The organism is Sphingobacterium anhuiense, from assembly GCF_042686355.1.
GTDB classification, from domain to species: domain Bacteria; phylum Bacteroidota; class Bacteroidia; order Sphingobacteriales; family Sphingobacteriaceae; genus Sphingobacterium; species Sphingobacterium anhuiense.
The window spans coordinates 482,892-499,131 of record NZ_JBHUPE010000004.1; the positions used below are offsets into that span (position 1 = coordinate 482,892).

The 16,240-nt window shown below is 31.7% G+C and carries 11 protein-coding genes; 1 reads left to right on the forward strand and 10 read right to left on the reverse strand.

Annotated elements, in window-relative coordinates:
• Positions 1-2: 2 nt before the first annotated feature.
• Genes ACFS6I_RS07665 through ACFS6I_RS07680 form a run of 4 tightly spaced genes read right to left on the reverse strand, consistent with a single transcriptional unit; the run spans position 3 to position 5,482 of the window.
• Positions 3-746: an SLATT domain-containing protein gene (locus ACFS6I_RS07665; RefSeq protein ID WP_380919351.1), complete on the reverse strand. Its 744-nt coding sequence runs from the start codon at positions 744-746 to the stop codon at positions 3-5.
• A 28-nt stretch (positions 747-774) separates the two neighbouring features.
• Entirely contained in the window at positions 775-1,572 is a 798-nt protein-coding gene (locus tag ACFS6I_RS07670; protein ID WP_380919353.1) for an abortive infection family protein, read from the reverse strand.
• Positions 1,573-1,607: 35 nt separating this feature from the next.
• Positions 1,608-3,476, reverse strand: a complete 1,869-nt coding sequence (locus tag ACFS6I_RS07675) for a UvrD-helicase domain-containing protein (RefSeq protein ID WP_380919355.1) — start codon at positions 3,474-3,476, stop codon at positions 1,608-1,610.
• A complete protein-coding gene (locus ACFS6I_RS07680) occupies positions 3,473-5,482 on the reverse strand; it encodes an ATP-dependent nuclease (RefSeq protein WP_380919357.1) in 2,010 nt (669 codons plus the stop codon). The genes ACFS6I_RS07675 and ACFS6I_RS07680 overlap by 4 nt, the downstream gene beginning before the upstream one ends.
• Positions 5,483-5,688: 206 nt before the next feature.
• Here ACFS6I_RS07680 and ACFS6I_RS07685 point away from each other — a divergent pair, with 206 nt between their 5' ends.
• The gene (locus ACFS6I_RS07685) at positions 5,689-8,574 is read left to right on the forward strand and encodes an RNA-directed DNA polymerase (protein ID WP_380919359.1); all 2,886 of its coding nucleotides are present in this window, start codon (positions 5,689-5,691) and stop codon (positions 8,572-8,574) included.
• A 575-nt stretch (positions 8,575-9,149) separates the two neighbouring features.
• On the opposite strand, the gene ACFS6I_RS07690 is transcribed toward ACFS6I_RS07685, so the two are convergent.
• From ACFS6I_RS07690 to ACFS6I_RS07715, 6 genes are all read right to left on the reverse strand, one after another.
• Positions 9,150-9,830, reverse strand: coding sequence for a hypothetical protein (locus ACFS6I_RS07690; protein ID WP_380919361.1), 681 nt, complete (start codon positions 9,828-9,830; stop codon positions 9,150-9,152).
• A 140-nt stretch (positions 9,831-9,970) separates the two neighbouring features.
• On the reverse strand, positions 9,971-11,935 hold the full coding sequence (locus ACFS6I_RS07695) for a hypothetical protein (RefSeq protein ID WP_380919363.1): 1,965 nt from the start codon (positions 11,933-11,935) through the stop codon (positions 9,971-9,973).
• 3 nt (positions 11,936-11,938) lie between these two features.
• Positions 11,939-12,538, reverse strand: a complete 600-nt coding sequence (locus ACFS6I_RS07700) for a hypothetical protein (protein WP_380919365.1) — start codon at positions 12,536-12,538, stop codon at positions 11,939-11,941.
• Entirely contained in the window at positions 12,531-14,099 is a 1,569-nt protein-coding gene (locus tag ACFS6I_RS07705; protein WP_380919367.1) for a VPA1262 family N-terminal domain-containing protein, read from the reverse strand. The genes ACFS6I_RS07700 and ACFS6I_RS07705 overlap by 8 nt, the downstream gene beginning before the upstream one ends.
• A 417-nt stretch (positions 14,100-14,516) precedes the next feature.
• Positions 14,517-15,143 (reverse strand): DMP19 family protein, encoded by a 627-nt coding sequence (locus tag ACFS6I_RS07710; protein ID WP_380919369.1) that lies wholly within the window; start codon positions 15,141-15,143, stop codon positions 14,517-14,519.
• A gap of 153 nt (positions 15,144-15,296) precedes the next feature.
• Positions 15,297-15,572, reverse strand: coding sequence for a helix-turn-helix domain-containing protein (locus ACFS6I_RS07715; RefSeq protein WP_380919371.1), 276 nt, complete (start codon positions 15,570-15,572; stop codon positions 15,297-15,299).
• Positions 15,573-16,240 lie beyond the last annotated feature (668 nt).

Here is a 16,240-nt window from a genome sequence, read left to right on the forward strand (position 1 = left end):
TCTTAAATAATATGGTAAATTTTCATAATATTAAAAGTTAGGAAAACTATAAGTGGTCCCCATATTAATACATGATATTTTAACTTTACGAAAAAGTAATACTTCATATGCCCCATAAAGCGTTCAAACCAATTTAATCCATGATAATGATATTTGTTCAGCATTAATTTTTCACGATCGATAGGTTTGTGGTTTTCGTATTTCCGTAAAACTAAATCATATTCATTGCTGATTTCTCTGATGCGAACCCTTTTTTCCTCCTCGGTTTCGTGGCTTTTTGATAATCGTAGATCATTGTAAAGTTCTCCAATTTCTAAGGCACAGCTATGATATTTTTCAGCTTTTACACCATGATCTTCTGCGCTTTCCAATTGACTGTAGAGCAAAATAAGAACAGAGAAGGCAGTAGAAGCGAATGCTACATCGTTTGCTGTTATTTCTAGTTCCCAAAAACTGAGATTGTATATATGCACAATATTTATTACGATCAGATATGCTGATAGAAACCCTACGGATTGTGCAGATAGTTTTTTCTGAATTAGATTTCTCGTACTAGCTTCAAATCTAGCTCCTTTAGTTGACCAAAGCTTGTAATTTAGTTCTTGTTCAAAATTGTCTTTCAACAAATATGGCGGAACTTTCTTCTTATTGCGCTTTAAATTCCTGAGTCGTTTTCTAGCTCTATATTTTTGATAGAATCCATAGAATATGTAGCTGTTCTTAATGTCGCCCAGTAAATTTTTCATTGTTACATTCTGATTTTTATAACGGACATTAAAATGGCAAATCGTCTTCATCTGGATAATTTGGCGAATTTACTTGAGTTGAATCTTCAGGTTTGGGATATCTTTTCCTGTAATAAGAATCTAAAAATAGGCCTACTGTTGTAAATGAATTTACGACGAGGTAAACATATAAAGAATCATCTATTAAAATATCATCTTTTGTCTTTCCATGAAAGATTGACTTTTCACTACGTAGCTTTTCAATCATCTGTGAGATAGCTAGTAGGGAAGTAGTTAGAGTTTTCGCTTCTTTTGGGAATTTGTCAATAATTTTGAACTCATTTACTATAATGCCTGTAAGTTTATAAAGTGTTTCACCACCAGATACTTTTGATAAGAATCTTTCATCTTTTAAGATTTCTTTAATTAGGCTTTCAAATGCTGAATTCGCAAGCCCAAGTGCTAGAGCAGGATCATCTTCTATATGCTTTAACGCTTTTGTAAACGTGTCATATACTGATGTGTATTCCTCTTTGATTTTATTCTTAAATGTAGGGATGGAGGGTATAAAATCCGGAGTGTCCACATTTAAGTCAATAGCGATTTTAAGGAGAATATCACCCTTCATATTATGAAGGGTAGACTTTAAGTCTACTTTATCATCTAAATAACTAATATAGAAGTTTTCCCATGGTCGTTCATTGTGGTAATATGAAGGTTCTTCTTCTTCATGCCATTTTTTGATATAGAAGAGTACATCTTTATATATTTTGTATTCTTCCCATATTTTATCATTCACTTGTTGCACAAGTTGCATCTGATACTTTGGAGATATTAATTCGTTCATTTTCTTTTTAACTGCAAATAGAGTATGTTAACGCACTAAGAATTGTTATTACTTTTTACCCTCGATTCAAAGGAAACTATTCCTGACTTATTTAATTCTTGAAATAGAATTTGAATTTTTTTATAAGACTGCTGTTGCAGTCCGAATTTGCCTTGTCTTTTTTGACTGAATGTGAAAACAATACGTTCTTTAGCTCGTGAAAGTGCTACAAAGAAAGCACATTTGTCTTCATCTGGCTGTGCATCAAAAGACCAGAATGCACCATCTTCTAATCCTATAAAGATCACAGTATGGTATTCTAGACCTTTGCTTTTATGAATTGTCATAACAGGAATTGTATCTTTTCCCATTAGCATGTCCAAGGCTAGAATGATATCTTTAGTCGTTGACAAATAGCTCACAAGTAAATCTCCGACTTCCTTGATATGTTGATTGAGAAGTGCTTTGTTTCTGTACTGAGGAGAACAGCTTCTTATTCGATCCTTATCAGCAAACTCTACTATGTATGCTATAAGGTTTATTATTTCATCTTGATTAGCTTCTTTTTTGGAATATTCTTGCTTCCACTTACTTATGAATTTGGATAGTTTAGTATCTAGTAAAAGTAATTGGTTATCTTCCAACTCAGTATGCAGATTACTCAGAAAGTTGAAGATGTTTTTTCTAGCTTCGTTCTCCTTTTTTTTACTAAATATATTGTATAGTGTATTAATGATGTATAAGCAAACCTCTTGAGTCAATAAGTCTTGAAATTTATTTTCATCACGAGCTTTAATTCCATTTTGATTGAAATATTCAATTAAATTTCCTGCGTAATTGTTTAACTGCTGTTTTACAAGGATACATATATCCCTAGGGTCGACTCCATCTGTTTCTATCCATTTTTTTATATCTAAAAATATAGACTGCATCTCAGCTTCTGGGCTTTCAAATATCAATACTGAACATTCTCCTTCATCAGGTTTCCATTTTGACGAAGGAGTTGCAAAGTCATTTTTATGAAGCAAATGTTGGGTAAGATGGTTTAATAATGACACTAAACGAGGAGCACAGCGAAAATTCATATTTAAAGGAACGCGAGTACCTTTCGTATCTGCGATAAAATCTTCAAAGATATTGTTTTTAGCTCCAGCCCATAGCATGATGCGTTGTTTGTCATCACCGACAGCTGTAAAATAACTATTGCTCCCTAAGAAACAAGTCTTGAACAGGTCATATTGTAACCCTGTTGTATCTTGGAATTCATCAAGAAAGACAAATTGGTAAGTTTGCTGAAGGTACTTCTTTATCTTAGGGTTTGAGGCGACAATTAGTCCAGCTAACTGCATAATCATTTTGAAGGAGAGCCTTGAAGGAGAGGAGTGTAGCATGCTATTCCATACTCTATCTCGAATTTCCTCACGTTTATTCGTTATTCTATGTGGAAGTTCTGCATTATGGATGATTAATATCTTTTCTCTACCTGTAGTATTGAAATAATGTAAATCTTCCGTATAGTAATAATCTAGAACAGATTGGTCAGCTAAAATAATTTCATAGTCGCCGTTAATTTTGTATTTATCAGGCAAAGCTTGTTTAAACCTGTCCAATATTTGCTTTGCAAAGGAGTCAAATGTTAATGAATCAAATCTTCTGGATAATTCTTCTCCACAGCGTAGACGAACACGTTCTTTTAAGTTAAACGCTGCGTCTCTTTTAAAACTTATAGCTAGTATTCGATGAGGAAATGCGCATGTATTAGTCTGCAATAAAAAACTAGCTTTCTGTGCTAACAATTCCGTTTTACCTGCACCAGGACCAGCTACTACAAGGTGATTTCCGGAAGTCGTAGCAATTTCCAGAGCATTCTCTTCAAGTTGCATGCCGTCGGCAGGTTTCCAGCTTTTTTTTGCTATTTTCCTCATGCTTCGCTACCCTTAATTATTTCAGAGATTCGTTTAAATATTTCTGAAAATACTGGAGGCATATTAATCTCTAAATCATAATCAGTCATTGAAGATAATGCTTGTATATGGGTTGTTGGTTTTCCACGACCTAAAAAATGGTAGTTATACCAAATCATTAGCTCTTTTTCCTCCTCTGAATAAGTTTCACCTATAGCATTTTCTGATTTTAATGTAGCTTGAATTGCGGTATTGAGTTTTTTTGTAAAATTTTCAATTTTTTCTTCTTTATCTGGTATTTGTGGACCTCCTCCTTTTGGGACAGCCGATTTGTAAAAGTCAGGATAGTGTGTCAGCATTAAAAAGTCTAGATCAAGAGGAGAGGAGTAAAAAACATTGTATTCCTTCAATGATTCTACCCATCCTTCTAAATCAGAATCGTTCACTTCTGTTTTCCAGGTATGCATTTTATTCAAATCTTCCTCACTTAGGGTTTTATTGTCAGTATCACCATCAATCGCTAGTAGTTCTTCTCTGTTCATTCCAATTTCTAGTAGTTGTTTTAGAGCGTACTTAACTCGTCCCCATCCTCCGCCTTCCCTTTCTCTATCAAGATCAAGAAGTGTGATATAAGGTATATTTAATGTATTAAGTAGTTTCCATATATGATTTACAAAGCGATGGCCTAGCGGAGCAAATGTGATGATATTGTCATCAAAGTCGACATCCATTACATTCATCAATCTGTTAAATATAACTTCTTCACTATCCCCTTCGCCGATTACCACCAAGCGTGCAAAATAGATTTCGGGATAGTTTTGTACTGCCTCTTTAACATATTTATAAGCATCTTCAGTTTTTGCAGGTAACTGAATTTGATTTACCTCACTATTGTATTCCTTGGTTATTCTAAAATGAAGTATAGATTCCGGTTCTAACCGTTTGATTATCGCTGGTGTATGTGAAGATAATAATACTTGTGAGTTTTCTTTATCAGAAATTGTTTTTAATATCTTAATTACTCTTCCTAATAATTGAGGCGCAATGTGGTTTTCAGGCTCTTCGATAGCTAGTATTGTTAATAATGGACTGGTTTGTCCAATAACTTCGTCATCTTCTATCTCAGCTAGTTTTTCTTCAACGTCCAGTAAAGAGCAGACCAAAGTTAAATAGAATAAAGAGCGATATCCTTCACCAAGTTCATCTACTCCAAAAGGTTTATGTGTGCCCGTGGGACTAAATGAAATCTCTAGTTTTTTAAGTATAGAATCGAAATCACTTCCTCCGAACTCTAGTGAACTTTCTTTATATCTTTCATCTTTATGAAATTTCCCCCAAAAGTCAGAGATTGATTCCTGTACGGTATTAAAAACAGGCAATCCTTTAAATTGATCATTTATTCCCTTAATGTTGCTGTCGAACTCTTCCTTAAATCGATCATCCCACTTGATTTTTCTTAAAACCCTATATAAAATACTTCCCGAAGCATACTTTAATTGTTCAGCAGGTTTCCTTATTGCTGGAACATATAACACCTGTATTAAGTTTCTATAATGATTTGGGAACATTTTTTTGTTTTCATCGCTCTCTTCTTCTGCCTCCGCGACATTGATAAAATATGTTTTTACATCAATTTCGCCTAAAGGAGTGAGGGCGGATTTATTCCAAGAGGCTTCGAGTCTGATGCGTAAGTATGGATCTTTAGCTTCATCGTCAACTACCATTTCGGAAAAAAAATGAGGTACAGAATCCTGTTCTTCTTCCGAAAAATCTATCCTTACTTCAATAGAAAGGATTCTTTCACTAATAGTTTCAGAATTCTCATTCTTACCGATATGAAAATCTTGTCTAGTTAATTCTCTATCTGCTAAAGTTGCTCCGAAAAGTTTCTTTAAGGCTTCAAGAGCTGTTGTTTTTCCTGCACTATTTAAACCTATAAAAGCAGTTAGTTTATTTTCTAAGTTTAGTACAACCTCAGTGAAACCGAAAGATCTGAAGCCCTCTATTTTTAGTTTGGATATTTTCATATTTAAGTTTATATGACTTTATTAAGTTTCATATGCTCTATCAAGGATAGAAAATATTTACTGATAAATCAAGTTTTGTATACTTTATATTGAAAAATTATTAGATATTCACTTGCTTTTTAATAGTAACTTGGTTTTTTAATAAAAAAATACGAGTTTGCAATAGGTTATAGTAATTCAAGGTTAAATTATAATACGTAAATAGTATGGCTGTTGAGAAAGAAGATATAATAAAAGCATACAAACAACTTAAGGGATATTTATATCATGAGAATCTTCAGGTTTGCGCTAAGAAAATTGTTGAGTTTGAAGATTCTTTTGAAGATAAAATTATTGAGATTTTAAACTTTTTAAATTCATTATCAACTTCTCCTAGTTGGATTCACGAAGACGGATATTTTACTATAATTAAAGGATATAAAGTTAGAAATGATGGGTTAATTTTTACAGACGTCAAGCAGCGATGGAATTCTGTTAAGAACCATGTAGAAAATATCAATTTTAGAATTATGTCTGATTTATCTATCCAAACGCATTTGGTTTCCATAGTTTGGATTAATAAGGTAGCTAGACATTATGAGTCTCAGCTATCTAGATCCTGCTATGGTACTAGGTTAGATAAGGTTTCTTTCGAATCTAATGGAAATCAATTGTTCACTAATTATCTAGTAGACTATAAAAAATGGCAAAGCACAGGTATTGACGCCATGAAAAAAGAGTTTGAGAATAAAAAGGCGGTAATTGCAATTACTGCTGATATCAGGTCATTTTATCACAATGTCGATTATAGTATTTTGAAGAATGAAAGTTTTTATGGAAGCTTGGATTCAGATATGGTTTTTACTGACGAGATGAGACTGCTTTCGGATAAAATGTTTGATTTAATTGACCAGTGGAGTAAAGGTGTTTATCAAGACTTGTCAGAAACTATAAAAAAACAGTACACTTTGGGTCATGTCGGGCTCCCTATTGGTTTAGCAATGTCAAAGATACTAGCTAATCTAATTTTAAAAGAACTAGATGACAGTATGGAGGAAGAGCTATCTCCTGTATATTACGGAAGGTACGTAGACGATATGTTTTTAGTCTTGAAAAGTAATTCAAAGATTAATAGTCGAACTGCATTCTGGGATTACTTGAAAAGTCGAATAGCTTTGAAAATCGAAGATAATTATGATACAATTAATTTGTCTTTAAAAAATGCAGGTAATTCGAATTTTGGATTTAATTCAGATAAAGAAAAGTTTTTTTATTTAGATTACAAATATGGTAAAAACCTTATAAAAGATATAGAGGAAGAGCTGAATAAGAACAGTAGCGAATGGAGGTTTGTCCCTGAAAATGGCGAAGAATTAGAAAGTCTATCAGAAGAAATTCTTACAGCCTCAATCAATGCAACAGAACCTATTAACAGTTTACGCAAAGCGGATGGAGTTAGTGTCAGAAGATTAAAGTTTGCACACTACATCAGTACCATTGAGTTTTACTCTATAGACCATCCATTTGCTTTTTGGAAAGAGGGAATTAAAAAGTTGACGGAGATAGTAAATTCAGTGGTTCTTGAACCTTTAACTATTAGTGACTATATACAGTATTTGCCACGATTTTTGAAATTAGTAGTATTTTGTAATAACGATTATTTGTTGCGTAGTGTTGAAAATTCATTGAAATGGGTTTGTGTTGAATTAGAGAAGCTTAGTTGTGAAACAGATAAAGAAGGGGCTTCACATCTAGCCTCTAAGATGATAAGTTACATTAACCTTATTATTGAGGAAGCAAAGGTGGCTGGTTTCAAATTTTTTAAAGAAAAGCATTCTAAATATAATGAAGATAGTTTTAAGTACTTTTTAGCGGATGTACATTTTTTACCGCTAAATTCAGTATTTACCACACATAGCTCCTTATTAGAGTCTCTTCTTAATACAGACTCTAAAGAGTTTGTCAAATATAAAGTTGGGTGCGATAATTTGAAAAAAGCTTTAAATTATAAATTTGAACAAATAGCTAAAAATAGAGATCTTTTACTGACTAGGGCGGATGACGAACATTGTTATTTTGGTTTTTCGTTTTATACTAGAAGACTTTCTGTTTTTAGTATATCACAAGCAGTAGAAAACTTTATTAATCATAAGTATTTTTTTGAAAGTTTATGTAGAGTTTATGATAGGTATTTTGGGTATCCAGAAATTACTGATATAGAAAATGGATACAATATTAATATTTCAAATATTACTAAGGAGGATCCTAGAATAGCGTTATCAAGCTACTTGTTGGAACAGGATAGTTGGCAAAAAAGTGTTAAAGCACTACAAGAGCCGGATGCGACGCGATACAATAGATTATATTACTTAATGAATGAGATTTTGAGAAGCAAGACCAAGTCTGATGTAATTGTTTTTCCTGAATTATCTTTATCTGAATTTTCCGTACCACAGATCCATAGAATGATTAGACAGAGTTCAATTATTTTTATTTCTGGAATAGATTATAAATATGATAGAATTAATAAAACCGCTATAAATCGAATGGTTTACTTGCTTCCTATCAAAACAGGAAAGACAATTCATCATTTGCAGCTAATTCAAGAAAAGGCTATTGGTGCAATACATGAAGTTGAAGATTTAGACAAGGTAGAAGGACTGAAATTAATTTCGTCAAATCTAGATAAGTATATAATCCGTTATCCGAATTTTTCTTTTTCCACCCTTATATGTAATGAATTTTTGAATTTGGATTACAGAGCCCCATTAAGAGGTGAAATAGATGCCTTATTTTTGCTAGAGTGGAATCAGGACTTAGTATACTATAATTCGTTGGTTGAAGCAACTTCAAATGATTTGCATACGTATATCGTGCAAGTAAATAATCGATGTTATGGAGATACTCGTTTGCGTGGACCATATAAAGATGATTATAAACGAGACGTTGCTAGAGTGAGAGGTGGAGAGGTAGATTATTTTGTTATATCAAAATTGGAAACCAAAGCTTTAAGGGAATTTCAAAACAATAATATTTCACCTACTAATAGTGGAAGTAAATTTAAACCAGTACCAACAGGTTTTAAACTTTCTGATCATCGTAAACTGAGATAAACTTTTAACGTGACAATTTGGGCTTGTAGTGCCTTAACAAGGTGTCGATATCTTTTATTTTTGTTTTCATATCTCAATCACAAAGAATATGAAACAAAAAAGAAGACGTCCATTATGCCATTTGGTTCATGGATATTGCGGTTCGATCATCGAGTGCTAAACCACTAAAGTGTCATCATTTGAACCTTAATAGTTGGCACAATCGGACCGAAATCACTGGCACAAATCAAACCGTAATATTAAAGTTGCTATCATGGACAGCATCGAGACTCTTTTTTCTTGCATATTCATGATGTAAAGCTAACCCTTACAGCTACGCTATAAAATATGTACTCGGTAAGAAGGATACGTAGAAATTACCCTTATAATTATTCGGTCATAGAATGGTTTCAGAGTAAGTTTAATCTCTCCAACGCAATGGAATGGTCGAGATACTTGAACACACTGTGCTGTTTTTTTTATTAAAATTCTATCATTTGCTCAGGGTCATAGTATCAACATTAGCAACTAATCTCTTTATCATAGAAAAATATTTATAAGCGAAGAATTCATTTCTAAATTCTTAGTGCCAATTTTTAAGACCAATAATCAGGAAGCAACTTTTCATTACGAACATCAAATACCATACGGTCATACCCATAATTATATACTATTCCCCAATATATTTTATAGGATTCAATTCCTGAATAATCTGGACAGTCTTCTTTGAGAAATTCTCCTGTTTCCTCATCTTTTTGAATGGGAATATGAATTTCATAAGGTACACCCATTGTTGAGGCGCAAATAATATGTTGATTTGCCAGTAAAATATTGAAAATGGAAGGGATGATAGACTTAAAGATCTTTTCGTAACCGTAAATTATTATATCGCAATCGTCAAATCGAATGCTAACATTAGCATAGTCCCAAAATTCGGTTGTTTCTTCTACAAGCTGCATTCTTTTAAAAACCTTCTTCAAACCTTCCCATAATATTTTGTATGCGACGAAGTATTCGACACCATCTTTTAAAACTTTCAAATAATCACTTAAAGAAATATTTGAAGAAATTTCTATCATTGCATCTATTAGGCCGCCAGCCTGCGGTCCGCAATTAGGTTTTATGTGTAGAAGGAAATCATTGCCTAGATCTTCTTTTATTTCTATCAATGCTCTCTTTATAGATTCTCTTTCGCCACTTTTTTTGTAAGACAATGAGATTGCGACGGTGTTGTTTGTTCTTAAATTTGTATTTAGCATATCATTAGTTAATTTCATGTTTTTAAATATTTATTTAAGATTCGATTAGGATAATTGTACAAGTAGTTAAAGCTGATATATTCAATAGCAACTTAGAAATGGATGTTAAATGTAATTAAATGAAATCTTGTAGACTAACAGTTTTTTTTAAAAAACTGTTAGTCTACAAGATTTAGTTGTTCTATCATCTTCTCTAATTCTTGTACCTTATCTTTTTGATTGCGATTCTTCAACTGTTTTTTTTCTACTAAAAATTCTTTATCAAGCCGTTTACTTATTAATGTTTTAGAACTATCGCAAATAGGTTTTTCATTACTTGATAAAACAGATAAGAGAGAATATAAGCTATCATAATTATTAATAAGTTCTAACTCATAATATTCTTTAATATCTGGAAAAACTTGATTGGCAACTAAAAATAGCAAATGTAATGGCATTTGATAATATGCTGAATTGTCGACCTGAGAATATCTGTCTTGGATTAAAATATGACTTAATAATTCTTTGAAAAAGATTTCTTTATCATTGTTGTCATTGAATGCTGATTCATTTTCAAACAACAATGAAATACCTGAATAAATGAAAGTTTCCTTCGTTAATGGTTTAAAGTCAATTTTTGAAGGATTCCAGCCCTGATGAATTATTTTAAAATTATTGATTAACTCTTTTGCCTTTTCAATAGGTTTCTCTTGTTGACCTATTACAAATCCTAAGCCTTTTAATGCAGACCAGTATGGTTCTGCATAAGTTTTGTCCCAATAGAATTTATCAGAGGAGATATAATTTATCATTGCCCCAAGTAAAGTTGAAGCATTTTCTTTGTCTTCTTTGTCTTTGATTACTTCTACGTAGAAATTGAATTTTTGTAAATTGAATGATTGCAAATCTAAACTCGAAAATTCAACAAATTTTTCCTTATAAGCCTCCGTCAATAATTTTATTTCATCATTGTAAATGTCGTTTGCCTTGTGTTGACGATTGGTTCTTGGTTTATAACTAAAAACCCAATCTTCAATTTCCGAATTTGATAGCTTTTTCTTCAAAGATTGTATTAGAACCTCGTAGTTCTTTTTCTTTTCTTGTAGCCATTTTTTTTGTTGCGCAAATCCCATTTCAAAGAACTGTTTGTTTCTTTCATTTTTCCTTTCGGAATCTTCATAGATAGAAAAACGTTCCGTTACCTTATTTGATGTCTCAAAATAATTGCTTGCTACAATGAGCAAAAGAACTTTTAAATCAGATTTTACAACTGTTCTTTCATCTGTAAGTTTAGAAACTAATTGTAGATATTCTTGTGGGTTAAAATTCAACGAAGATATAAATACACAATCTTGAATTATCGGAAGTTTCAGATTGTCCCAAAATTTAATCCAAAGAGAAATATCTTTTCTAATCAAAACGGAAGATATAAAGCTAAACTCATCGCTTAACATCATATAATCTGAATGCCGTGTTGCTTCTTGAACAAAATTCCAAAGATTTTCTTTTGATAGGTCTGATAAAGAACTCTCATATCCATTGACAAATTCTTTGTCAAACGTCCTAATATTATCAAGCAATTTATCAGGACTAACATTTACATTTATCCATTCTTCTTTGTTACTTAAAACCCATTCAGTTGGTATGTTTTCAATTAAGTCAACATAAAAACCGTGAAGCATCTCGGTTTTGTCTAATAATGATTTTAATACTTCTAAAGAATCAAAACGTGAATCTTGAACAATGTTTAGAGCCAATTCTTTCTCTAGCCAAGAATGGATATAATTTTGAATTATGTGTGTTTCATTATTGTGTCCGTCCTTTTTGAATATTCTTCTCAGAAATTTATTGAATACAAAATCTGATAAGCTTTTTTCTGAATGAGATTTATACGACGTGTAAAGTAGATTGTCAGCTAATTTTTTTTCTAATTCTTCGTCTATGTTAGGGAAAACAACTTCTGTAACCCCTAAATTTTTATCATCTTTGATTGATCTGTATAGCAAGTCAACAACATTACTTATGAATGGCTTTATAGAGTCATTCAGCGATGAAATTTCTTCTAAAATTTCAACAAATTTGCGTTGAGGATATATTCGCTCAAGATCGTAAAAGTCATATTTATAAAAAAATTCTTTATTCATTATTTAAAGGTGTAAATAAGTCAGTGGAATTTCGTGTTTTGCAGAATTATCCCAATAGTATTTGAAAATTGATTTGATAAAATCTTTTGTTTCATTGTTAGATACCTTAAATATCCCCGTTGAAATGGCATTTTCAGACCTCAAATGATACTCAATAGAACTACCAATGAGATAAACATCCGTGTTATCAATGATTAAAAATCGGTCATGAAAAAAACGCTCTCCTTGTATATGTGGTTCACTTTTATTTATGACTCGTAGTCCAAATCTGCAATCTTTTGATGGTGAGATAACTGTTTTAAGAGCATTTTTAACATCGATCAGATATTGTTGATTTCTGCCTAACCCTCTATATGTAAGAATTTTTATAGTAATATCCTTTTTTATACTGGAGAATATATCTTGATCTCCATCAGGACTTTTAATATGAAAATACGGATCCCAAATAATTATTTCATCGTTTGCATTATCAACCAGTTCTTGATATAAAAGTGGAGTATCGTTTGGATATGAGCCTTTATGATAAAACCAATATTCATCTTGCCCACATTCATGCATTCTACGTGCACTATTTTCAGAATCAGTCATGAAAATCTTACTCATTATCTAATTCTTTAGTGTATTCAATAATGTCTTGAGAAAACTCATCTGAGTTATACCATTTTTCAATCTCTTTGATAATGAGTTTACCTGAGGAGTCTGGAATTTTAGCAATGCATGTTGCTCTATTTCCAAATTCATTGAATGAACTTCCAATGAACCAAACGTTTTTATCTGTAACTATAAATCTATCGTGAAGAATGCTGTTGCCTCTAAGAATGCGAGCTTCAATTTTTCCAAATGGTTTGTGGTTGTATTCGTTTATTACGGTTGCTATTTTTTTAGCTTCTTCTTTTGAAACAGCTTCTTTACTGTTAAGTATATTTATTTTAACTCCTGAATTTTTAATTTGAAATGCAAATTCAACAATGTCCATACTGCTAAAATATGGGTCACATAAATAGCAAGTATCGTTAGCGTTGTTTATGATTTCTCTAATTATAGATTTTGCATTTTCTTTCAGTTTTGTTTTTTCAGCTTCTTCTTTTGCTCCCGGATAAAAAATGAATTCTTTGCGTTGGGCAAGTTCTATGTGTTGCCTTTCTTTGTCTGCATTTTTGAAATAATATTCAGGATTGAACTCCTTGGTTTCACCAATAACAGAAGGTTTTTCTTTAGAAAATTTTTCTACTATAAATTCTTTATTGCCATTATCGGTTTCTACTTTGACGTGAAAATCTGCTTGTTTTATAGACATTCCAAATTGAATGCTTCGTATAAAAGTCGCAGGCTCGTGAATAGCAATCAAGTCATCATCTTGATTGTAAATTCTAAGTTCAAACAAGTGTGGTTCGTGCGGGAGTTCAATAATGTCTGCTTGTTTCTTTATTTCAAATGTTTTGTCTAATGCTATTGCATCTCCGTGTTTATCTATAATTCTGAATTTTAGTGGTTCAAAATTATTTTTACGCGTTAGTATTTTATAAAACACACCCATTGGGTCGGTAGAAAGAGACAATTCTACTTCTCTAAAATATGGATTTGGTGCAGATAGATAGATATTTCCTATGTGCTCTCTTTTTTGTAAAATGTCAAAACCTAACCACTCCATAGTTAGCTCTTGCATTGCTGACATTTCCTTTGTTACACTTGTAGAAATAAATTTATTGTCGGTTTTTCGTTCGTTGTCAATTTGACACCAAACCAATAAACCTGACTTTCTTTTGGGAAGGATTGAAGCAACGCCTTTCTCTGTATAAAAGTTAGATGTGAAAACTAGAGGATAATTTCCTGATGGTTCTTTTATAAAAGAATTATTAATAAAGGATATTTTATTTTCATCAATAGTAAAGTTGTTGATGGGATTGTTGAAAATATCTATAGCTTCATCAATAGAGTTAATTTCATCAATTGAAAGGTAAAATGAATATTCTTCTAATTTTGATTGTTTTGCTCTTATACATCCTTTTTTCCAATCACTATTTGGAATATTATAAGCATATTCATCCTCTGTTTGTAATTCTATTACAGTAAATATATGATACCATTGTTTAGAACATTTATCTTGAGCCAACAAGGATGTTCTAATCGCACTCTTATAATATGGTTTTAGTTTATGAATCATTAATTTCCTATTTTTTTTACGATAAGTAGAAATTGAAAAATTATTTATATTTATAAATTAAGTTCTATCATAATCAAAGTCAGACATTGTCTTCACTTCAAAAGCTTGGTGCCCAATCTCTTTTCCAATTATCAGTATTTGATAGTTCGGATTACCCTCTACTAAATATAGTTGATGCTTTTCACAATATTGTAATATATCTATAAAGTCCGATTGAAATTTTTTGTACTCCATATATTTCAATTTTAAAATTGTAATTGAGTCGTGTGTAAGTTTTTAGATTGTCTTAAAAAGATGTTCTATGTCCTTCGTTTTTTTTAATAGAATGTTTCTCGATATAGTCCTTCATCATTTCACCTGGTTTCTTTCCGAGGCTTTTTCAATGAGTAAGAATTAAATGGAATTATTTTTTTTGCGTCATTTGTCTATAAATTCTTTTTTATTCGCTCTTATATATTCAATTTGAGTTTGCTGTAAATTTTCCGTTTTGTAAAGGTTATAAAACTCATCGTCAAATCTGTTTAATGCATTGTCGTCATAGGATTTACTAAAACCTTCTAATCTTCCATCTTGATGTTGAGTAATTTTCGGGTTCTCTTTCTCAAATGTGTTATTAGCTCTTTTAGTCAATTCGGCAAATTTATTTGCACCAACAAGTCTCAACGCTTCTGTTAAATGTGTAGTAAACTGTCCACTTGAATTGAAGTAAAACTGGTTGTAACCTCCATTATTAACTTCTGCTTCCAATACCCAAATCATATAAATTGCTTGTCTTGACTTGTTCCAGCCCATTATGGTTTCATATTCCTTTTCATAGTCTGGTGGTATTTTTTCGGACAAGTTGTCAAAAACTACTTGCAATAAGTTCTCATCCGAAGTCGTGTCAATTATCTGTTCTGTCAATTCTTTGTGAATAGGTCTATTTTGAAACGCTTCAACAGATTGCGTTAGTTGTTCTTCTATTTCTTTTGTAAGCCCATTCTCATTTTTATTTATCTGTCCTGAACAGCCAAACAAATTTAAAATTACCGTTAATAGTCCCATAATTATAATTCATTTTATCATTGGCGTTTTGTTTTTTTAGGCTGACCACTAACATTTTGTAAAAGGAAACTAATATATAAACTCTTTCTGCAATCTAATTCTCAAAAGCGTATTTCGTTGCATAGAACTTTTTATTAATAAAATATTTATTCGCTACTTGATATCTTTATTAGTATTCTCAAATTCGACAAATAAATCAGCTAATGAAATTTTTTCAAATTTACATAGTTTAAAAAGTGTAGATAATGGGACATCATATCCTAAACCATCTGTGATTCTTGTAAGAGTAGAACTTCCAATATCGCTTTTTTCAGCATACATATTTCTTGAAACTTTTTTATTATCGATTTTGTAAGGATCACAAAATTTGTTTTTTAGAAAATTAACAAGATTTTTTTGATATTCTTCTAGCTCTTCTGATGTTTTCATTGTCAAAATTTTAAAAATTAAAATAACTGGTCGATTAGTCGACCAGTTGGTATTTTATTATTATATTTGTATAACTAATTTATATTAAGCTGACCTCTAGGAGGACAGTCGAAATAATTTACGAGACTCGATGCTTGACTAACGACCACTTTCGAGACAGTAAGAATTGCCCTTTCAAAGGAAAGTACTATCTTTGTGCTTCCCTTAAAGGGAGGGCATGCCTTACTGGAAAGCTATTGTGGTGGTCGTTATCAAGCACTTTGGTGAGTACAGTAAGGCATTGCTCTTTTTGTACTTCCAGAATGTCTTGTTCACATAACTAAAATTAATTATGATAGAACGACTATTAACCACCCAAAGAACCACTCAAGACATAATCCAGGATTATTGTCATCAGTTCGCACATTTTAATTTAAAAAAGAACATATCCTGTCCGCCAGAATAGGGCGTTTAGTAAAACATAAGTGTAAATAGGAAAGGGGAAGTTTGTTCCAAATCTAAAAGGCGCATTTTAGTAAAAGAATGGGGTAGCGACCATACTTAATATTAAAAATGACGTTCTAATAAGGTTAAAACTAGCTTGTTCCCATACTATTATGGCTTGTGTTACCGACTTTCATTTTGATATACAATTGCTTGCATAGGCTAAATTGGATCGGATTTTAACG